The organism is Streptomyces sp. NRRL B-3229, assembly GCF_000719505.1.
GTDB classification, from domain to species: domain Bacteria; phylum Actinomycetota; class Actinomycetes; order Streptomycetales; family Streptomycetaceae; genus Streptomyces; species Streptomyces griseorubiginosus.
In genome coordinates, this window is record NZ_JOGP01000012.1 from 104,559 (window position 1) to 122,321 (window position 17,763).

At 71.5% G+C, this 17,763-nt stretch carries 20 protein-coding genes; 10 read left to right on the forward strand and 10 right to left on the reverse strand.

Going from position 1 to position 17,763, the window contains the following annotated elements:
* Positions 1–52 precede the first annotated feature (52 nt).
* Both IF54_RS0121360 and IF54_RS0121365 read left to right on the forward strand, forming a co-directional pair.
* On the forward strand, positions 53–1,024 hold the full coding sequence (locus IF54_RS0121360) for an ATP-binding cassette domain-containing protein (protein ID WP_030321054.1): 972 nt from the start codon (positions 53–55) through the stop codon (positions 1,022–1,024).
* Positions 1,021–1,812, forward strand: a complete 792-nt coding sequence (locus IF54_RS0121365; protein ID WP_030321056.1) for an ABC transporter permease — start codon at positions 1,021–1,023, stop codon at positions 1,810–1,812. The genes IF54_RS0121360 and IF54_RS0121365 overlap by 4 nt, the downstream gene beginning before the upstream one ends.
* A gap of 104 nt (positions 1,813–1,916) precedes the next feature.
* Here IF54_RS0121365 and IF54_RS0121370 read toward each other — a convergent pair whose 3' ends face one another.
* Both IF54_RS0121370 and IF54_RS0121375 read right to left on the reverse strand, forming a co-directional pair.
* Positions 1,917–2,255 carry a hypothetical protein gene (locus IF54_RS0121370; protein WP_030321058.1) on the reverse strand — a complete coding sequence of 113 codons (339 nt, stop codon included), beginning with the start codon at positions 2,253–2,255 and terminating at the stop codon, positions 1,917–1,919.
* Between the two features lie 113 nt (positions 2,256–2,368).
* Positions 2,369–4,717, reverse strand: coding sequence for an immune inhibitor A domain-containing protein (locus tag IF54_RS0121375; RefSeq protein WP_030321060.1), 2,349 nt, complete (start codon positions 4,715–4,717; stop codon positions 2,369–2,371).
* 337 nt (positions 4,718–5,054) lie between these two features.
* Here IF54_RS0121375 and IF54_RS0121380 point away from each other — a divergent pair, with 337 nt between their 5' ends.
* Positions 5,055–5,315 carry a hypothetical protein gene (locus tag IF54_RS0121380; protein ID WP_030321062.1) on the forward strand — a complete coding sequence of 87 codons (261 nt, stop codon included), beginning with the start codon at positions 5,055–5,057 and terminating at the stop codon, positions 5,313–5,315.
* A 145-nt stretch (positions 5,316–5,460) separates the two neighbouring features.
* Here the strand turns inward: IF54_RS0121380 and IF54_RS0121385 are convergent, their stop codons facing one another.
* Both IF54_RS0121385 and IF54_RS0121390 read right to left on the reverse strand, forming a co-directional pair.
* Positions 5,461–6,147 (reverse strand): RDD family protein, encoded by a 687-nt coding sequence (locus tag IF54_RS0121385; RefSeq protein ID WP_030321063.1) that lies wholly within the window; start codon positions 6,145–6,147, stop codon positions 5,461–5,463.
* 89 nt (positions 6,148–6,236) lie between these two features.
* Positions 6,237–7,898: an RDD family protein gene (locus IF54_RS0121390; protein WP_078852066.1), complete on the reverse strand. Its 1,662-nt coding sequence runs from the start codon at positions 7,896–7,898 to the stop codon at positions 6,237–6,239.
* 261 nt (positions 7,899–8,159) lie between these two features.
* Between IF54_RS0121390 and IF54_RS0121395 the strand changes: the two genes are divergently transcribed.
* The gene (locus IF54_RS0121395; protein ID WP_030321066.1) at positions 8,160–8,636 is read left to right on the forward strand and encodes an SsgA family sporulation/cell division regulator; all 477 of its coding nucleotides are present in this window, start codon (positions 8,160–8,162) and stop codon (positions 8,634–8,636) included.
* A gap of 16 nt (positions 8,637–8,652) precedes the next feature.
* Here IF54_RS0121395 and IF54_RS0121400 read toward each other — a convergent pair whose 3' ends face one another.
* The gene (locus IF54_RS0121400; protein WP_030321068.1) at positions 8,653–10,068 is read right to left on the reverse strand and encodes an FAD-binding oxidoreductase; all 1,416 of its coding nucleotides are present in this window, start codon (positions 10,066–10,068) and stop codon (positions 8,653–8,655) included.
* Between the two features lie 92 nt (positions 10,069–10,160).
* Here IF54_RS0121400 and IF54_RS0121405 point away from each other — a divergent pair, with 92 nt between their 5' ends.
* Positions 10,161–11,612, forward strand: coding sequence for a tetratricopeptide repeat protein (locus IF54_RS0121405; RefSeq protein WP_030321070.1), 1,452 nt, complete (start codon positions 10,161–10,163; stop codon positions 11,610–11,612).
* A 7-nt stretch (positions 11,613–11,619) separates the two neighbouring features.
* On the opposite strand, the gene nthA is transcribed toward IF54_RS0121405, so the two are convergent.
* From nthA to hppD, 4 genes are read right to left on the reverse strand one after another with little or no spacing between them, the layout of a single operon-like run.
* Positions 11,620–12,207 (reverse strand): nitrile hydratase subunit alpha, encoded by a 588-nt coding sequence (gene nthA, locus IF54_RS0121410; protein WP_030321071.1) that lies wholly within the window; start codon positions 12,205–12,207, stop codon positions 11,620–11,622.
* On the reverse strand, positions 12,194–12,532 hold the full coding sequence (locus tag IF54_RS43925) for an SH3-like domain-containing protein (protein WP_030321073.1): 339 nt from the start codon (positions 12,530–12,532) through the stop codon (positions 12,194–12,196). The genes nthA and IF54_RS43925 overlap by 14 nt, the downstream gene beginning before the upstream one ends.
* On the reverse strand, positions 12,525–12,806 hold the full coding sequence (locus tag IF54_RS43930; protein ID WP_030321074.1) for an SH3-like domain-containing protein: 282 nt from the start codon (positions 12,804–12,806) through the stop codon (positions 12,525–12,527). The genes IF54_RS43925 and IF54_RS43930 overlap by 8 nt, the downstream gene beginning before the upstream one ends.
* A gap of 47 nt (positions 12,807–12,853) precedes the next feature.
* On the reverse strand, positions 12,854–13,999 hold the full coding sequence (hppD, locus tag IF54_RS0121425; RefSeq protein ID WP_030321075.1) for a 4-hydroxyphenylpyruvate dioxygenase: 1,146 nt from the start codon (positions 13,997–13,999) through the stop codon (positions 12,854–12,856).
* Between the two features lie 126 nt (positions 14,000–14,125).
* On the opposite strand from hppD, the gene IF54_RS0121430 reads away from it, so the two are divergent.
* The 5 genes from IF54_RS0121430 to IF54_RS0121450 are packed head-to-tail and all read left to right on the forward strand — an operon-like array spanning position 14,126 to position 16,925.
* Positions 14,126–14,605 carry an Lrp/AsnC family transcriptional regulator gene (locus tag IF54_RS0121430; protein WP_030321076.1) on the forward strand — a complete coding sequence of 160 codons (480 nt, stop codon included), beginning with the start codon at positions 14,126–14,128 and terminating at the stop codon, positions 14,603–14,605.
* Positions 14,606–14,626: 21 nt separating this feature from the next.
* Positions 14,627–15,328: an ABC transporter permease gene (locus IF54_RS0121435; protein WP_037820347.1), complete on the forward strand. Its 702-nt coding sequence runs from the start codon at positions 14,627–14,629 to the stop codon at positions 15,326–15,328.
* Complete coding sequence (locus IF54_RS0121440; protein ID WP_037820349.1) at positions 15,325–16,140, forward strand: permease; 816 nt, start codon at positions 15,325–15,327, stop codon at positions 16,138–16,140. Before IF54_RS0121435 ends, IF54_RS0121440 begins: the two co-directional genes overlap by 4 nt.
* 14 nt (positions 16,141–16,154) lie before the next feature.
* Positions 16,155–16,730: an ArsR/SmtB family transcription factor gene (locus IF54_RS0121445; RefSeq protein ID WP_030321082.1), complete on the forward strand. Its 576-nt coding sequence runs from the start codon at positions 16,155–16,157 to the stop codon at positions 16,728–16,730.
* Between the two features lie 12 nt (positions 16,731–16,742).
* Positions 16,743–16,925 (forward strand): hypothetical protein, encoded by a 183-nt coding sequence (locus tag IF54_RS0121450; protein ID WP_030321083.1) that lies wholly within the window; start codon positions 16,743–16,745, stop codon positions 16,923–16,925.
* Between the two features lie 12 nt (positions 16,926–16,937).
* Here the strand turns inward: IF54_RS0121450 and IF54_RS0121455 are convergent, their stop codons facing one another.
* Positions 16,938–17,729 carry a S16 family serine protease gene (locus IF54_RS0121455; protein WP_030321084.1) on the reverse strand — a complete coding sequence of 264 codons (792 nt, stop codon included), beginning with the start codon at positions 17,727–17,729 and terminating at the stop codon, positions 16,938–16,940.
* Between the last annotated feature and the right edge of the window lie 34 nt (positions 17,730–17,763).

Consider the following 17,763-nt stretch of genomic DNA (forward strand, 5'->3'; position numbering starts at 1 on the left):
CCGCCGCCGCCGTCCTCGCGGCCCACGCCGACACCGACAAGGAGCACTCCCCATGACCGACCTGGCCATCGCGGCGAACGGGCTGCGCAAGTCCTACGGCGACAAGACCGTCCTCGACGGCGTCGACCTGGCCGTCCCGCAGGGCACGGTGTTCTCCCTGCTCGGCCCGAACGGCGCCGGCAAGACCACCGTCGTCAAGATCCTCTCCACGCTGATCTCCGCCGACCCCGGCACCGGAGACATCCACGTCGGCGGCCACGACCTGGCCGGCAACCCGCAGGCGGTACGGGCCGCCATCGGGGTCACCGGGCAGTTCTCGGCCGTGGACGGACTGATCACCGGCGAGGAGAACATGCTCCTGATGGCGGACCTGCACCACCTCTCCCGGAGCGAGGGCCGACGCGTGGCCGCCGAGCTCCTGGAGCGGTTCGACCTCACGGAGGCGGCCCGGAAGCCCGCCTCCACCTACTCCGGCGGGATGAAGCGCCGCCTCGACATCGCCATGACCCTGGTCGGCGGGCCGCGGATCATCTTCCTCGACGAGCCCACCACCGGACTCGACCCGCGCTCCCGGCACGCCATGTGGCAGATCGTGCGGGAGCTGGTCGCGGGCGGGGTCACCGTCCTGCTCACCACGCAGTACCTGGAGGAGGCCGACCAGCTCGCCGACCGGATCGCGGTCCTGCACGACGGTGGAATCGTCGCGCAGGGCACCGCCGAGGAGCTCAAGCGGCTCGTCCCCGGCGGCCACGTCCGGCTCCGCTTCACCGACCCGGCGGCCTACCGGGCCGCCCTCGCCGCCCTGCGCGAGACGACCGCGGACGACGAGACGCTGACGCTCCGGATCCCCAGCGGCGGCAGCCAGCGCGAGCTGCGCTCCCTCCTCGGCCTGCTCGACACGGCCGGGGTCGAGGCCGACGAACTGACCGTGCACACCCCCGACCTCGACGACGTGTTCTTCGCCCTCACCGGCGGGGACGACCAGCCGCACCTGCCCCGGCAACCCAAGGAGACCGTCCGATGAGCACCCTCTCCCTCGCCGTCCGCGACTCCTCCACCATGCTGCGCCGCAACCTCCTGCACGCCCGGCGCTACCCCTCCCTCACCCTGAACCTGCTGCTCACGCCGATCATGCTGTTGCTGCTCTTCGTCTACGTCTTCGGCGACACCATGAGCGCGGGCATCGGCGGCGCCGGCGCGGGCCGCTCGGCGTACGTGGCGTACCTGGTCCCGGGCCTGCTGCTGATGACCATCGGCTCCACCACCATCGGGACCGCGGTCTCCGTCTCCAACGACATGACCGAGGGCATCATCGCCCGCTTCCGGACGATGGCGATCCACCGGGGTTCGGTGCTCGTGGGGCACGTCGTGGGCAGCGTGCTCCAGTCCGTGATCAGCGTGGTCCTGGTCGGTGCCGTGGGGGTCGCCGTCGGCTTCCGCTCTACGGACGCCACCGCCCTGGAGTGGCTCGCGGCCTTCGGGCTGCTCGTGCTGTTCGCCACCGCGCTCACCTGGATCGCGGTCGGCATGGGCCTGGTCAGCCCCAACGCGGAGGCGGCGAGCAACAACGCCATGCCGCTGATCTTCCTGCCGCTGATCTCCAGCGCGTTCGTGCCGGTCCACGCGATGCCGGGCTGGTTCCAGCCGATCGCCGAGTACCAGCCCTTCACCCCGGCCATCGAGACCCTGCGCGGACTGCTCCTGGGCACCGAGATCGGCCACAACGGATGGCTGGCCCTCGCCTGGTGCGTCGGTCTCGCGGTGCTCGGCTACCGCTGGTCCACCTCGAAGTTCGACCAGGACCCGCGGTAGGCCCGTGGCAGACCCCACGGTCCTTCAGGCCGCAAAGGCCTCCAAGACCCCCGAGAGCCCCCGAGAGCCGCCGCTCTCGGGGGCCCCGGTCGTCGGGGGCCCGGTCAGGCCGCCGCCGACCTCCTCAGCATCCTGATCGGGTGCCACAGCTCCTGGACGAGCTCGGGACCGCCCGAGACAGCGTTGTCAGGGGCGGTACGCCATATGAGGCCGTCCGGATGATGCAGTACGGCCGTGATCTCGTCGGGGCTCGGGGGCGCCGCGTTGCCCCGCAGGTAGACCGCGCGCAGCCCCAGGTTGCGCAGCCTGGTCAAGGCGCGCGCCCGGTTCTGGGCGTGGACGAGCACCCGCATGCTGCCGCAGCCGGCGGCGGGCGGGCGGGGCAGGTTCAGTGCCACCACCACGGTGCCGTTCGGCAGCTTGCAGAAACCTCCTGCGGCCATGCAGTCACACCCCCGTGTGCGTCGGTGTCAATAAGGAAGTCACAGCACGCACCTAAACACGATCGGCGGCAACCCGCCAGGGGTTGCCGCCGATACGCTTCTGACCTGCGGTTTTACTTCTTCTTGGCCGAAGGTCCGACCTGGAGGGTGATCGTCGAGCCGTTCAGGGGCTCCTTCACGATCGTGATCCGGGTGTTGGTGTCAGTGATCTTGACGCCCGCGAGCGGGTTGGTCTCGTCGTAGTACGTCGAGCGTCCGTCGTCGAAGACCGGGACACCGGGCTGGGACTTGATCTTCGTCGCGACGTCGGCCTTGTGGAGCGTGATGCCGTCCGTCGGGTACCAGCTGAAGGTCGAGTCGTAGGCCTGGATGCGGTTGCGCATCAGCGTGCCGTCGGACCACTTCAGCGCGGTCGGGTGCGAGTCGATCGGCAGGATCAGACCCCGGCCCGCGTGCGCGCTGGTGTTGTCGTCCTTCTGGGAGGTGTCCCACTTCCAGATCAACAGGCCGTTCTGGTAGGCGTAGTGCTCCACCCAGTCCGGACGGGTCGTCGAGAAGCCGTAGTTGTACGGGCCGACCTTCAACACCTTGTCGTACGACACGTATTGGCGGTTCTCGGCGATGTAGTACTGCGCGTACTCGTCGGTGAAGGACGCGCCGACCCGGCGGAAGCCCTTCGCCGTCCAGGCGGTGTCCGCGCTCTCCGCGTTGTCCGAGAAGAGCACCGAGCCGTCCGCGGTCAGCGTGATCTCGTCGGCCGCGAAGCCCTTGAGGGACGTGCCGCCGTCGGTGGCGTAACGGAAGCGCAGGCTGACCTTCTTGCCCGCGTAGGCGTTCAGCGGGTAGGTCAGCTTCTGGTACGCCGCGACCGAGCCGGTGAGGGCCGGCTTGCCGCTGCCGTCCCGCGGAATGGCGGTGCCGTCGGCCAACGTGCCGTCGAGCGGGGTGTAGTTGGCGCCGCCGTCGCTGGAGACCTCGGCGTACAGGTAGTCGTAGTCCTGCTCGATGTCCCACCAGCCGTCGAGGGTGAGGGAGGCGGCGGACTTACCGGTGAGGTCGACCGTGCGGGTCAGGGTGTTCTCGAGGTCGTCGCCGGTGTCGCTCCACCACTGGGTGGCACCCTGCGCCGGGGCGGTCACCTCGGTGGTGACCGGCTTCTTCGGCAGCTGGACCACGAGGGCCTGCGGGTCCTTGGTGTTGTACTCCGCGACGCCCAGCTTGTGGTGGGACCGCTTGCCGGCCTTGGCCACCTCGTAGTCCAGCCAGCCCAGTTGAAGCTTGTCCCAGGCGTTCATGTCACCCGGCAGGTCACCGATCGCGTCCTTGCCCGTGCCGAGCCAGGAGCCGGACGACATCAGCGTCCAGAAGCCGGTGGAGTTCTCGCCGCCGCCGGAGGTGTCGTACTCGTCGGGCAGGCCGAGGTCGTGGCCGTACTCGTGGGCGAAGACACCCAGGCCGCCGTTCTCCGGCTGGATGGTGTAGTCGCCGACCCAGACGCCGGTGTCACCGATCTCGGTGCCGCCGCGCTTGTTGGTGTCGGGGCCGGTGACGCCCTTGTCGGTGCCGAAGGCGTACCAGCGGTGCGCCCAGATGGCGTCCTCGCCCTGCGCGCCGCCGCCCGCGGACTCGTCCTCGCCGGCGTGCACGATCTGGAAGTGGTCGATGTAGCCGTCGGGCTCGTTGAAGTTGCCGTCGCCGTCGTAGTCGTAGCGGTCCCACTGGTCGAACTCGGCCAGCTCCGCGGATATCTCGGCGGCCGTGTCACCGGCGGCCTCGCGCTGCGCGACCCAGGCGTTCACGCCGTCCTGGACCGCGTACCAGGCACCGGTCGCGGCGTCGTTGGAGCCGTAACGGGCCTCGTTGTAGGGAACCTTGACCCAGTCGGTGACCTCGCCGTCGACCGAGTAGCGGCCCGAGGACTGCTTCTCGTAGTACGACTTGAGCGTGGCGTTGCCCTTGCCGAAGTACAGGTCCTGGTAGTGGGCCCGGTCGAAGTCGGCCTGCCAGTCGGTGCTGTTGTTGGTCTTGCGGTCCGGCGCCTCGATGCGGTTGTGCAGCGGTCCGGGCGTGCCGCCGTAGCGGGGGTCGACCTGGTCGCCGAACTCGACGAGGATCGTGAAGATCTTGTCGGTCTTCTCGCGGCCGAGCTCGACGTACTTGCTGCCGCCCTTGCGGCCCTTGAGCTGGACGACCTTCGAGCCGTTCTTCTCCTTGACCGTCGCCTGGCCGGCGATGACCTGCTGGAGGGCCTCCTCACGCTGCGCGTCCTGCGTGCGGCTGTACGGGCCGTCGAAGTCGTGCTCCTTGGCCTTGGCAGGCTGCGGGTCCTGCCGGTCCACCGCGGGGGTGCCCGCGGGCTTCTCCGCGGCCTGCGCCACGGCGAACGTCGAGAACGTGGCCGAGGCCGCGGCTATCGCCACGACCGTCGCGGCGGTCCTGAACGTCCAGGATCTGTCCGTCACTTGTACCTCTCCCCTATCCAGGCAAGTGATCGGTATTTGACTAAAGGTTGACGAGAAAAGACAGATCTTGACTTGGACCCGTCAAGTGCATTATTGGGAGGTGGTGTTCGCATTGCGGACACATGACCGCAACAGAACAGGCGCGCACAGATGTCCACTTGGTGGACGCCATGACTCCGTGCGCCCCCTGTGCTCCGGCACTGTTCGTTAGGTCACGCTTACTGCTCGTTCCACTCGGGCACACAGCCGATTAGAGTCGATTGGCGGAACGCCCGGATGTCGGCGGAATGCCAGGCCGACACCCCCCGTGGATCCCCAATTCCGAGGACCGATTGCCATGCCTCGTCCGACCGCCGCACAGCTCGCCTACGGTTCGATCACCGTCATCTTCTCGACGCTCGCCATGCTGCTGCTGTCACAGACGAGTTCGGCCGTGGGGACAGCGGTCATCGCCGTCTCGGCGCTCGCCCTCGGCCTGCTGGTGGCCCTGACGGTGCCCCGGCCCAAGTCCCGCGTGGTCGCGCTCCGCAAGCCCGCCGAGCAGCGGGCCGAGGAGCCCGTACCGGCCGGGGCCACGAGCTCCAAGACCGCGGCCTGAACACCCCTTCGACCGGGGCCTGAACGCCCTGTCACCGCACCGCGCGCTCCGGTCCGACCCCCGGGTAGGTGGGGTCGGACCGGAGCGCGCGGTCGGGTGAGCACCGGGTGCCGCCGGCCCGGCAGGACGACCGGCACCCGCCGGGTCAGGTCGTGACCACCACCGTCTTGGCCGCCTTGTCGTGCAGGCCCTGCTTGTAGGGCTTGTCGAAGTAGCTCCAGCCACCCGAGATCGCGGTCCAGACGCAGGCGCAGCAGAACGCGAACGGGATCCACAGCACCGCCGAGCGGGTCAGCGTGCTCTGCACGGAGGGCGTGGAGCCGTTGTCGAGGTTCGCCACCCGCATCCCGAGCCACTTCTTGCCGAGCGTCTGCCCGGACCGGGTGATCAGGACGGTGTCGTAGGCGATGTAGAGCACCGCCGCGAGCGCCGACTGGGCGAGCGACTTGCCGACCTGCATGTTGTCGCTGCTGACGTCGTACTCGCTCACCCCGAAGCCCCACGTGATCAGCCAGACGACGATGCCCACCAGGATCATGTCGATGATGCGGGCGAGCGTGCGCCGGCCGCTGGGGGCCAGCGGGGGCATGCCGGCCAGCGGGTCGGCCGGACCGCCGCCGTACGGGTCACCGGCGCCGTACGGGCCACCGCCCCCGGAGGGGCTTCCGCCGCCGTACGGGCCACCGCCGGAGGGGTTTCCGCTTCCGCCGTACGACGGTGGCGGCGGGGCGTTGTACGGCGATCCCGAGCCCTCGGCAGGCGGGGGCTGCTTCCTGAACGGGTCGTCGTCCGGCGGCTGCTGGCCGGAGCCGGGAGGCGGTTCACTGCTCATGGCCCGAGTGGACCGCGAACCCCCCGGCTCCGCATCCGGCGAGCGGCCGTCCGGAGTACCGAATCCGGTACGCCGTTCGCGGTACCCCCTCAGCCCGCCACGAACGTATGCGCCGCCTTGTCGTGCCAGCACTGGTGCCACGGCCGGTCGAACAGGCACCACAGGACACCCACGAGACCGACGCCGAGCAGGCCCGGCACGCTGTACACGAGCCAGCGGCGCAGCGACGTGCCGAAGGACGGCGGCTCGTGGGCCTCGATGTCCCGCACCTCCAGGCCGAACAGCTTCTTGCCGAGCGTGCGGCCCCACTTGGCGGTGGGCAGTGCTTCGTAGAGGGTGCCGGCGACCAGGAGGACGGCGACCACGATCGCGAGGTAGACCGACGTGGTGCCGTCCAGCAGCCAGACCGTCACGGTCTCGCCGGAGAGCTTGGCCGCGTCCACCTTGTCGCTGATGTGGTCGGCGGCCCTGGTGCCGAGCGGGACGGCGGCCACGGCGGTCACCGCGCCGACCACCAGGGTGTCGAGGAGACGGGCGGCCAGGCGCTTGCCCAGGGCCGCGGGGCGCGCGGCGGCCTGACGCCGGGCGGCCGCCTGGAAGATGTCCTCCACCGGCGGCTTCCAGGGCGCCGGCTGCTCCTCGTCGGGTCCGGCGAGCCGGTGCACCTGCTGGGCCCAGGAGGGCTGACCGCCACCGGGTCCTGCGCTCATGGGCGTGGCGCTCACGGGACCGGCGGCCTGCGGCGGGAGTCCCTGCGGTGCCGCACCCTGCTGCACGGCCCCCGGCTGCACGGCCCCCTGCTGCACGGCCCCCGGCTGGACGGCTCCCTGCTGGACGGCCCCCTGCGGCTGTCCTCCTTGCAGGGGCACGCCCGGAGGCGCCGTCCGGGGGCCGGCGGCGGGGGCGGACTGCTGGGGGCCGGAGAGGGCCGTGGCCGCGGCGGAGGCGGCCCGCTCGGCGGCGGCCTTGCCGGCCCCGAAACCGGGGGCGTCGGGGTCGGGGGCCGGGGTGCCGTGGGCGCCGCCCTGGGCCGTGGGGCCGGAATACGCGGGTCCGGGCGTGCTTCCGCTCTGCGCCCCGGGACCCCCGCCCTGCTGCGGTGTGCGCGGGGAGAGCGCGCGGAACGTCATGGTGCCGTCGTCGGCGTCGGGCGCAGGCGCGGTGGGCCTGCGGAAGACCCGGGTGCCGCCGTCCTCGTCCGGCTCGGCGGGCGGGATCGTCGCGGTGCCGTCGGTACGGGTGGCGTGACCGTCGGGCTGGGCGGGCGTGGACCCGTCACCGGGCCGACCGGGACCGGCCACCACCCTCGGGTCGACCCCCTGCGGGCCGCCCTGCGGACCACCCTGCTGGGGTACGCCCTGCCGGCCGCCTTGCTGAGCCGGTGCGGCCGCCTGCGGGGACCCCCACGACACCCGGCGGTCCTGGTCGCCGCCGAAGCCCGCCTGGTGGGCCCGGTCGGCGGTCCACGCGGACGCGGGTTCGGGCCGGTCGGCGCGCTGGGCGCCGGCGTGGCCGGTGTCCTCCGCCGGGTCCTCGTCGAAGAAGTGCGGGCCGGTCTCCTCGACCGGAGCGGGGGCCGGGCCGGAACCCTGCGGGGGTGCGAGCGGTTCGCCTGCCGCCGGGGCGGGACGGCTGGTGCCCGGCACCCAGGAAGCGCCGTTCCAGTAACGGACATATCCAGGAATGGACGGGTCCGGGTAGTAGCCCTCACGGGGCCTGTCGTCACCGGGTGCCGGGGTTGGGGCGCTCATGTCCGTCGTCCCGTATCTGCTCGGAGGTCAATGGAGGGGGGTCCACATCTATCAGACCGGCGCAGGACCCACCGCCAGTCCCACCGGACCCACCCCTTTTGCGCACGACCGGAGACCGCACGTGCTACCGGTCGCGGCACCGGGCCGCGGCTGCCGGAAAAAAGTTCGCCGAACCCGCGTAATGATCCCCGCCCCTGCCCCCTCTCCCTCGTACGGGCCCACCGCAGGACCCGCGTCAGAGCCGAGAGAGGAACGAACGACATGCACCACACCGTGGTGGAGCGCGAACTGGAGCTCAACCTGATCCTGTCGCCCGAGCGCAGCATCCCGGTCCCGGCCCGGCTGAGCTACCGCAGCGACGACCCCTTCGCCGTCCACGTCACCTTCCACATCGGCTCGGACCATCCCGTGCACTGGACCTTCGCCCGCGAACTCCTCGTGGAGGGGGTCTTCCGCCCGTGCGGGCACGGGGACGTACGGGTGTGGCCGACGAAGAGCGCCGGCCGCGGCCTGGTGCTGATGGCGCTGAGCTCCCCCGACGGCGACGCCCTCCTGGAGGCCCCGGCCGCGCAGGTCTCGGCCTGGCTGGAGCGCACGCTGAGGGCGGTCCCGCCGGGCACCGAGGGGGAGCAGCTCGGGCTCGACGACGCCCTGGCCGAGCTGCTGACCCCCACCCCGGCCGACGACCTCTGGCTCTGCGACCCCTGGCCGGGCGACGAGTCCAAGGACGGGGAGTGAGCCGGGGCGCGCGGCCTCAGAACAGCTTGCCGGGGTTCAGGATGCCCAGCGGGTCGAAGACACCCTTCACCGCCCGCTGCATCTCCACCCCCACCGGGCCGATCTCGCGCGCGAGCCACTCCTTCTTCAGGACGCCCACCCCGTGCTCCCCGGTGATCGTGCCGCCGAGTTCCAGGCCGAGGGCCATGATCTCGTCGAAGGACTCCCGGGCCCGCCGGGACTCGTCCGCGTCGGCGGCGTCGAAGCAGACCGTGGGGTGGGTGTTGCCGTCCCCCGCGTGGGCGACGACACCGATGGTGAGCCGGTACTTCTCGGCGATCCGCTCGGTCCCTTCGAGCATCTCGGCGAGCCGGGAGCGCGGCACGCACACGTCGTCGATCATCGTGGTGCCCTTGACGGCCTCGAGCGCGGTGAGGGACAGCCTGCGGGCCTGGAGCAGCAGTTCGGACTCGGCGGAGTCCTCGGCCGGGACGACCTGGGTGGCGCCCGCCGCCTCGCACAGCGCGCCGAGGGCGGCGAGGTCGGCCGCCGGGTCCGTGGTGTCGAAGGCGGCCAGCAGCAGGGCTTCGGTGGACTCCGGGAGTCCCATGTGCGCGAGGTCGTTGACGGCCCTGACCGTCGTCCGGTCCATCAGTTCGAGGAGGGACGGCACGTGCCCGCCCTCCATGATCCGGCACACCGCGTCGCAGGCGGCGGCCCCCGAGGCGAACTCCGCGGCCAGCACCAGCTGCTCGGGCGGCTGCGGCTTCAGTGCCAGGGTCGCCTTGACGACGATCCCGAGCGAGCCCTCGGAGCCGACGAAGAGGCGGGTCAGGTCGTATCCGGCGACCCCCTTCGCGGTACGGCGGCCCGTGGACATGAGCCGTCCGTCGGCGAGGACGACGTCCAGGCCGAGGACGTACTCCGCCGTCACCCCGTACTTCACGCAGCACAGTCCGCCGGAGGCGGTGCCGATGTTGCCGCCGATCGTGCACATCTCCCAGCTGGAGGGGTCCGGCGGGTAGTGGAGGCCGAGTTCGTCGACCGCGCGGGAGAGGGCCGCGTTGACGACTCCCGGTTCGACGACGGCGATCCGGTCGACCGGGTTGATCTCCAGGATCCGGTCCATCTTCGTCAGGGACAGCACGATGCAGCCGTCGGAGGCGTTGGCCCCGCCCGACAGGCCCGTGCGGGCGCCCTGCGGGACGACCGGGACGCGCAGCTCGGTGGCGACGCGCATGACGTGCTGAACCTGCTCGACGGTGCGCGGCAGTACGACCACGGCCGGGGTGCCGGCCGGGCAGAAGCTCGCCATGTCGTGGGCGTAGGAGGCCGTGACGTCCGTGTCGACCAGAACGGTCTCGGCGGGCAGACCACTCAGCAGACGGTCGACGAGGTTGCCGGTGACCGCTGTGTCTTCATCGCGACGCGCTTCGATACGGCTCATGATCACAGCGTCGCACCGGGGGCCATCGGTGTGAACCCCGTCCGGGGCAGCTGCCGCGTGCCGGGGCGGGATCGTCGTACTGACGCACAGTGAGCGCCATGGAGAACAGCGCCACGGAGAAAACGGTGACCGAGGACCGCCCGGGTGAGTCGCGGCAGGCGCGGCGGGTCCGGCTGCACGGACGTCTTCTGATCGCCGCGGTCGCCGGGTGCGCGGTGCTCGGTACGGCCCTGATGCTGCTGCCGCCCTCGGGGCACCCGGCACCGCGCGCTGCCGCTCCGGCCCCCGGCGCCCAGGCGCTGACGGCGGTCACCGGCGGGGCGCCGGCCGCGCTGCCCGATCTGGCGGTCCTGATCCGTGAGCGGGAGAGCCAGGTGCGCCGGCATCCGCGGGACGCGGCGTCATGGGCGGTGCTCGGGACCGCGTACGCCGAACAGGGGAGGCGGACGGCCGACACGGCGTTCTATCCGAAGGCCGAGGACGCGCTGCGGACGTCCCTGAAGGTACGGCGGAACGCGGAGGCGCTCGCCGGTCTGGCCGCCCTCGCCGACGCCCGCCGGGACTTCCGTACGGCGAAGTCCTGGGGCGAGGAGGCCCGGCAGCTGGAGCCGGGGCGGTGGACGGCGTATCCGGCGCTGCTGGACGCGTACGAGGGGCTCGGTGACTACAAGGCGGTCGGCAGGACGCTGGAGCGGCTGACGGAGCTGCGGTCGGGGCCGGCGGTGCTGGCCCGGGCGGCGGCCGTGTACCGGGACCGGGGCCGGCGTGAGGACGCTGCGGCTGCCCTCTCCGATGCGGCGGCCGGCGCCCGGGCACCGGCCGAGCAGGCCGCGTATCTGGAGCGGGCCGGGCAGCTGGCCTTCGAGCGCGGCGACCGCGAGGAGGCGCTGCGGTACTTCCGGAAGGCGGTCCGTGCCGACCCCGACCAGCGGGCCGCCCAGGCCGGCCGGGGCCGTGCGCTGGCGGCGCTGGGCCGCCCGCAGCAGGCCGTGCACGCCTACCGGACCGCCCTCGCGAAGCAACCGCTGCCGCAGTACGCCCTGGAACTGGGCGAGTTGTACGAATCCCTGGGGCAGGCGCAGGCGGCCCGGGCGCAGTACGGCCTGCTGCGGGCGGCGGTGGCCAGGGCGGCGGTCGGCGGTGTCGACGGGGAGCTGGTGCTGGGGCGGTTCGAGGCGGACCACGGTGACCCGGCCTCAGCGGTGACGCGGTTGCGGACCGAGTGGCACCGGCAGCCGGGGATCGAGGTGGCGGACGCGCTGGGCTGGGCGCTGCACCGGGCGGGCCAGGACGAGGAGGCCCTGCGGTACGCCCGGATCGCGACGGACCGGGTGCACGGCGGCGGGGTGCGCAGCGCGCCGTACATGTATCACCTGGGCATGATCGAGCGGGACTCGGGACGGAGCGCGTCCGCCCGCCGGCACCTTCAGGAGGCCCTGCGGACCAACCCCTGGTTCTCGCCCCTGTGGGCCCCGGCGGCGGGGCAGGCGCTGGCGGACCTGGGCGAGGTGCCGGAGGAGGGTCTGCCGGAGCAGGAGCGGCGGATGTGAAGGGGGGTCACACCGCGGCCGTACCGATGAGGGCGTTCCTCGTCACCAGAGCCGCGAGTTCCTCCTCGCCCAGTCCTTCGGTGCCCTCGGGTCTGCGGGGCAGGACCAGGTAGCGGGTCTCGGCGCTGGAGTCCCACACCGTGATGTCCGTGCCGGGCGGCAGTTCCAGGCCGAACTCCCGCAGCACCTCGCGGGGTTCGCGCACCACCCGGGAGCGGTAGGCCTCGGACTTGTACCAGCTGGGTGACGGCCCGAGCAGGCGCAGCGGGTAGCAGGAGCACAGGGTGCAGACGACGACGTTGTGGCGGGAGGCGGTGTTCTCGACCACCCTCAGACGCTGGAACGAGCCCTCCATGTACCCGAGTTCACGGACGGCGGCCGTGCCGTCCGCGAGCAGCCGGGCCCGGTAGGCGTCGTCGGTCCAGGCCCGGGCCACGACCCGGGCGCCGTTGGCCGGGGAGGACTCCGCGAGGAACGCGTCGATCGCCTCGTCCAGCCGCTCCCCGGTGATCAGCCCCTTCTCCTCCAGGAGGGTCTCCAGGCGCCTGACCCGCCGGGCGATCGTGGCGTCGGTGTGGTGCTCACCGCTCGTCATCGGGGTCCTCCTCCAGGTAGCTCTCCCACAGGTCCAGGACGACGTGGTGGTCGCCCTCGCCCCACAGGTCGCGGGCCTCGAAGCGGACCGCGTAGATCTGCTCGACCGGCGCGTCCCCGCGTCCCCGCGCGCTGATGTCGGCCAGTTCCTCCGGGCCCTCCGGCTCCACGACCACGCCCCGCTTGCCGCGGGCGTACCGCGGCAGGCGGGTGTGGTGCGGCGGGTCGTGGCGGTAGGTGCGGACCCTGGTGCCGGGCGGGAAACGGTCCGGGGCGGCCGGGTCCGGGGCCGTGAGGTCCGGGGCCGCCGGGTGCGCGTCAGTCATCGAGCGCCCCCGGTTCGAGCACGCCCTTGCGCTCCAGCAGCGCGCAGATCGCCGTGAACCAGCGCTCGTAGTACGAGGCCGCCAGGTACTCGCCCGGCGGCATCGACTCGATGGCGTCCCGGAACTCGTTGGTGTTGAAGACCCCTTGCGCGCGCAGGGTGTTGTAGAGCCCGACGACCCGGGCCTCCCAGTCCGCGTGGAAGGGCTCGGTGTCGTCGGTGGTGTCGATCGCGCCGAACCCCTGCGTGCCGCCCACGTCGTTGATCCTGGCCATGGGGCCAGCGTACGAGCAGGCGGCCGCGACGGGACCGGATGTGGGCCTCAGAGGTTGCCGCGCTTCTCCTGCTCCCGCTCGATGGCCTCGAACAGTGCCTTGAAGTTGCCCTTGCCGAAGCCCATCGAGCCGTGCCGCTCGATGATCTCGAAGAAGACGGTCGGCCTGTCCTGGACCGGCTTGGTGAAGATCTGGAGCAGATAGCCGTCCTCGTCGCGGTCGGCGAGGATCTTCAGCTCGCGGAGCGTGTCGACGGGGACGCGGGTGTCGCCGACCCACTCGCCGAGGGTGTCGTAGTAGGAGTCGGGGGTGTCGAGGAACTGGACCCCGGCCGCGCGCATGGTCCGTACGGTCTGCACGATGTCGTTGGTGTTCAGCGCGATGTGCTGGACGCCGGCGCCGCCGTAGAACTCCAGGTACTCGTCGATCTGGGACTTCTTCTTGGCGATGGCGGGCTCGTTGATCGGGAACTTCACCTTGAGGGTGCCGTCGGCCACGACCTTCGACATCAGGGCGCTGTACTCGGTCGCGATGTCGTCGCCCACGAACTCCTTCATGTTCGTGAAGCCCATGACCTTGTTGTAGAAGCCGACCCACTCGTTCATCCGGCCGAGCTCGACGTTGCCGACGCAGTGGTCGATCGCCTGGAAGGTGCGGTGGGCGGGCGGCTCGACGATCGGGGCGGCCGCGGTGAAGCCCGGGAGGTAGGGGCCGTCGTAGCCGGTGCGCTCGACCAGGGTGTGGCGGGTCTCGCCGTAGGTGGCGATCGCGGCGAGGACGACGGTGCCGTGCTCGTCCTTCAGCTCGTACGGCTCGGCCACCGAGCGGGCGCCGTGCGCGAGGGCGTAGTCGTAGGCGCGGCGGGCGTCCGGGACCTCGATGGCGAGGTCGACGACGCCGTCGCCGTGCTCGGCAACGTGCTGGGCCAGGAAGTGGCCCCACGGGGTTGCTGCCTTGATGACCGACGTGAACACGAAACGGGCCGAGCCGTTCTCGAGCACGTACGACGCGGTCTCACGGCTGCCGTTCTCCGGTCCGGAGTACGCGACGAGCCGCATGCCGAAGGCGGTCGAGTAGTAGTGCGCCGCCTGCTTGGCGTTGCCGACGGCGAAGACGACCGCGTCCATTCCCTTGACCGGGAAGGGATCGGCCTGCCGGGCGGTGTCGGGAGCGTGGTGTGTGGTCTGCGTCATGCGGGAAGACTGGACCCGCCCTGCAAGGTGCGCAATAGTTCGCGTCTTCGCTGAACAATGTGTTCAGTCGTACGGCCGCTTCGGCGGCCTTTCTGTACAGGATGACCATCGGATCGGGAGGCTCCCGTGGGGATCGACGAGCTGGACGGGCGGATCATCGTGCTGCTCGCGCGCGAGCCGCGGATCGGGGTCCTGGAGATGTCCCGGCGGCTGGGAGTGGCCCGCGGGACCGCGCAGGCCCGGCTCGACCGGCTTCAGTCGAACGGAGTCATCCGCGGATTCGGGCCGCAGGTCGATCCGGCGGCGCTCGGCTACCCGGTGACCGCGTTCGCCACGCTCCAGATCCGGCAGGGGCAAGGACCGGACGTACGGGCCCACTTGGCGACCGTGCCGGAGGTGCTGGAGCTGCACACCACCACCGGCGGCGGGGACATGCTGTGCCGGCTCGTGGCCCGTTCCAACGCCGATCTCCAGCGGGTGATCGACCGGGTTGTCGGTTTCGATGGGATCGTCCGGGCCTCCACCGCGATCGTCATGGAGAACCCCGTTCCGCTGCGGATCATCCCGCTGGTGGAGCAGGCGGCGGAGGACTCGGTGCGCTCCTGACCGCGACCCGAGGTGAGCCGTGTGAACTTCTGGGAGTACCTCGGCAGCCACCACCGGCAGCTGCTCACGGACGCCTGCCAGCACGCGAGCGCCGTCTTCGGGTGCATGGTCCTTTCGACCGTGATCGGGGTGCTGACCGGGCTCGCGACCTGTCGCAGCGCACGGGTGGCCGGCCTCGCCACGACGGCCGGACCTTCGATCCTTGCGGTCCCGCCGCTCGCCGTGCTCGGTCTGCTGATTCCCGTGGTGGGCCTGGGTGTCGCGGCCACGATGACCGCCCTGACGCTGTACGGGCTGCTGCCGGTGGTGCGCCACACGATCGCGGGCCTGCGCGCGGTCGACCCCTCGACGGCGGACGCGGCCCAATGCGTCGGGAGGTCCCGGGTGGCACGGCTGGTCCGTGTCGGACTGCCGCTCGCCTGGCCGTCGATCCTGACCGGGATCCGGGGCTCCACGCGGATGCTGATGGGCATCACGGCGATCGCCGCCTGCGCCTCCGGACCGGGGCTCGGCAAGGAGATCTTCCGGGGGCTCGCCTCGCCGGACAGCGAGAACGCGCTCAACGAGGTGCTCGCGGGCACGCTCGGGATCGTCGTCCTGACGCTGCTGTTCGACGCGGCGTACGTACTGCTCGGACGGCTGACGTCCGTCGAGCGAGCGGGACTCCGGGGCGCCCGGGCGCCTGCGGAGCGGGAGGGCGGCGGAGAGGGGGTACGGGTGTGAGCGTCCGTGGGCTGGAGGAGCGGGAGAATTTCGAGGGTCGGGACGAGGACTCCGGGGCCGGGGCGGCTGAGAGTTCGCCGGTGCCGAGTCGGCCGGGGCCGCGGGTCACCTGGCGGAAGCTGACCTTTCTGCCCGCGTTCCTGGTGGCGGTGCTGCTCGCGACCTGGCTGTGGTTCGCGCGGGCCGACCCGGACCCGGTCTCCGCGAAGGCGCTGTCGAACGGGCGGGTGTCCGAGGCCTTGTGGCAGCACGTACGGCTGACGGTGATCTCGACGTTCCTCGTGCTGGTCATCGCGATCCCACTGGGGATCCTGCTCGCCCGGCGGGCCTTCCGCGGGGGCCCGATGGCGACGGCCGTGGTCCTGGCAGCTCGGGCGGTTCCGGCGATCGGTCTGCCGGCGCTGCTGGTCATCCGGCTGGGCACCGGCACGACGGCGGCCCTGGTCGGCATCACCGCCTACGCCGTCCTGCCGGTCCTGTCGCACACGGTCGCGGGCCTGAAGGCGCACAGCCCTCCGGTCGCCCCGGGGATCCTCGCGGGCGTCCGTGCGGCCCTGGTCCTCAACGTCGGTACGGCCACCCTGGCGGCCTTCGGCGGAGGCGGCGGCCTGGGTGTCCTGATCGCCTCCGGCATCACCACCCGGAGCCTGCCGGTCCTGGTCCTGGGCTCGGTCCTCACGGTGACCCTGGCCCTCCTGGTCGACTGGCTGGCCTGTCTGGCGCTGCTGCTGCTCTCACCACCCCTTGTGTTCCCACCACCCCTTGCAAAGAAGTCAATGCAAAAAAGGTGTTGCAAAGGACCCTTTGCATAGCTACCTTTGTACTCATGCCGGAAGAGCCCAACACACGGAAACTCGACGCCCGTTCACTGCGCGGACTGGCCCATCCCCTGCGGATGGAACTGCTCAACGCACTGCGCCGCCGAGGCCCCGCCACCGCGTCCATGCTCGCCGAGCGGCTGGGCGAGTCCAGCGGCGCGACCAGCTACCACCTGCGCCAGCTCGCCGAACACGGCTTCATCGTGGACGCCCCCGAGCACGGCAAGGGCCGCGAGCGGTGGTGGAAGGCCGTCGATCAGGGACTGACCTTCGACACCACCGAGTTCGAGGGCGCGGGACCTGAAGTGCGCGGGATGGCCGAGATCTATCTGCACGAGGTCGCGGCCGGCCATGCACGCGAGCTGTCCGGCTGGCTCAGCACCCGGCACAACTGGTCGCCCGAGTGGGCCCAGAGCTCGGACATGAGCGACATGACCCTCCAGCTCACCCCCGAGCTGGCCGCCGAACTCGTCGGCAGGATGCACACCCTGATCAACGACTACCGCGGCCGGGTCACCGACGAGGACCCCGGCACGGAGCAAGTCCGCGTCCACACGCACCTGTTCCCCACCGAGACGAACTGAAGGAGCCCCGCCATGCACTACGACACGTACCTCGCCCAGCACCGCACCCGCGCCGCCGACCTGCGTGCCGAGGCCGACGCGTACCGCCTGGCGACCGCGGCCAAGCAGCCGTACGCCATGCGGACCCGGCTCGGCTGGACCCTCGTGGAGGTCGGGCTCCGGCTCGCCGCTCCGAAGCCGGTCCTCGCGCACTAGAACATCGGCGCCCTAGCAGGCGGGAACCGACCCCTTACCGCTCTCCAGTGCCGTCAGCGCACTCACCGCCCCCGTCAGCGACGTCACCGGGATCAGCCGCAGTCCCTTCGGCAGCTCCCCCTTCGCGTCGGCGCACTCCGCCTTCGGGACCAGGAAGACCGTCGCCCCGTCCCGCTTCGCGGCCTGCGTCTTCAGCGCCACGCCACCCACCGCGCCGACCGCCCCGTCCGCGTCGATCGTGCCCGTACCGGCGATGGTGCGGCCCCCGGTCAGATCGCCCCCGGCCCCGTTGCCGTCGAGCTTGTCGATGATCCCCAGGGTGAACAGCAGCCCCGCGCTCGGCCCGCCGACGTCCGCGAGCCGCAAGGTCACCTTGACCTTCTCGTCGCTCAGCTTCAGGTAGTTCAGCGCCGCCTCGGTCGCCGCGTCCTGGGACTGACGCATCTGGTCGGTGTTGTGCTGCTCGATCTCCTTGACGCTCTGCCCGCTCGGGTAGACGGCGTCGTGGGGCATGACGGCACGGTCCTTGCGGAACCAGCTGTCGAAGACGTCCCCGAGGGTGACGTGGGTGTCCGGGCCGGTCGCCTCGATGGTCGTCATCCGCAACTGCCCGCTCGTCGCCCGCGCCGGTGCGCCGGAGATCGTGATCACCGGCGTGCCCTGGTTGTCGCCGAGGACGTTCGCCGTCATGCCGGGCTGCGCCAGCGAGAACGGCAGCGGCGCGAACAGGGCCGTGGCGATCAGCGCCACGACGGGCAGGGCACAGACGGCGACGGCCTGGGGGCGCGTGAGGCGAGAGAGCACGGGGTCAATCTAACGCGACGGTCACTTCCGGCCA

What these genes read in the sequence shown, in the direction of transcription:
- IF54_RS0121390 (WP_078852066.1), bottom strand. Translation starts at nt 7,898, where the DNA reads ATGAGCGCCCCAACCCCGGCACCCGGTGACGACAGGCCCCGTGAGGGC.
- IF54_RS43925 (WP_030321073.1), bottom strand. Translation starts at nt 12,532, where the DNA reads ATGACTGACGCGCACCCGGCGGCCCCGGACCTCACGGCCCCGGACCCG.
- IF54_RS0121445 (WP_030321082.1), top strand. Translation starts at nt 16,155, where the DNA reads ATGCCGGAAGAGCCCAACACACGGAAACTCGACGCCCGTTCACTGCGC.
- nthA (WP_030321071.1), bottom strand. Translation starts at nt 12,207, where the DNA reads ATGACGAGCGGTGAGCACCACACCGACGCCACGATCGCCCGGCGGGTC.
- hppD (WP_030321075.1), bottom strand. Translation starts at nt 13,999, where the DNA reads ATGACGCAGACCACACACCACGCTCCCGACACCGCCCGGCAGGCCGAT.
- IF54_RS0121450 (WP_030321083.1), top strand. Translation starts at nt 16,743, where the DNA reads ATGCACTACGACACGTACCTCGCCCAGCACCGCACCCGCGCCGCCGAC.
- IF54_RS0121365 (WP_030321056.1), top strand. Translation starts at nt 1,021, where the DNA reads ATGAGCACCCTCTCCCTCGCCGTCCGCGACTCCTCCACCATGCTGCGC.
- IF54_RS0121385 (WP_030321063.1), bottom strand. Translation starts at nt 6,147, where the DNA reads ATGAGCAGTGAACCGCCTCCCGGCTCCGGCCAGCAGCCGCCGGACGAC.
- IF54_RS0121370 (WP_030321058.1), bottom strand. Translation starts at nt 2,255, where the DNA reads ATGGCCGCAGGAGGTTTCTGCAAGCTGCCGAACGGCACCGTGGTGGTG.
- IF54_RS0121405 (WP_030321070.1), top strand. Translation starts at nt 10,161, where the DNA reads ATGGAGAACAGCGCCACGGAGAAAACGGTGACCGAGGACCGCCCGGGT.
- IF54_RS0121395 (WP_030321066.1), top strand. Translation starts at nt 8,160, where the DNA reads ATGCACCACACCGTGGTGGAGCGCGAACTGGAGCTCAACCTGATCCTG.
- IF54_RS0121380 (WP_030321062.1), top strand. Translation starts at nt 5,055, where the DNA reads ATGCCTCGTCCGACCGCCGCACAGCTCGCCTACGGTTCGATCACCGTC.
- IF54_RS43930 (WP_030321074.1), bottom strand. Translation starts at nt 12,806, where the DNA reads ATGGCCAGGATCAACGACGTGGGCGGCACGCAGGGGTTCGGCGCGATC.
- IF54_RS0121360 (WP_030321054.1), top strand. Translation starts at nt 53, where the DNA reads ATGACCGACCTGGCCATCGCGGCGAACGGGCTGCGCAAGTCCTACGGC.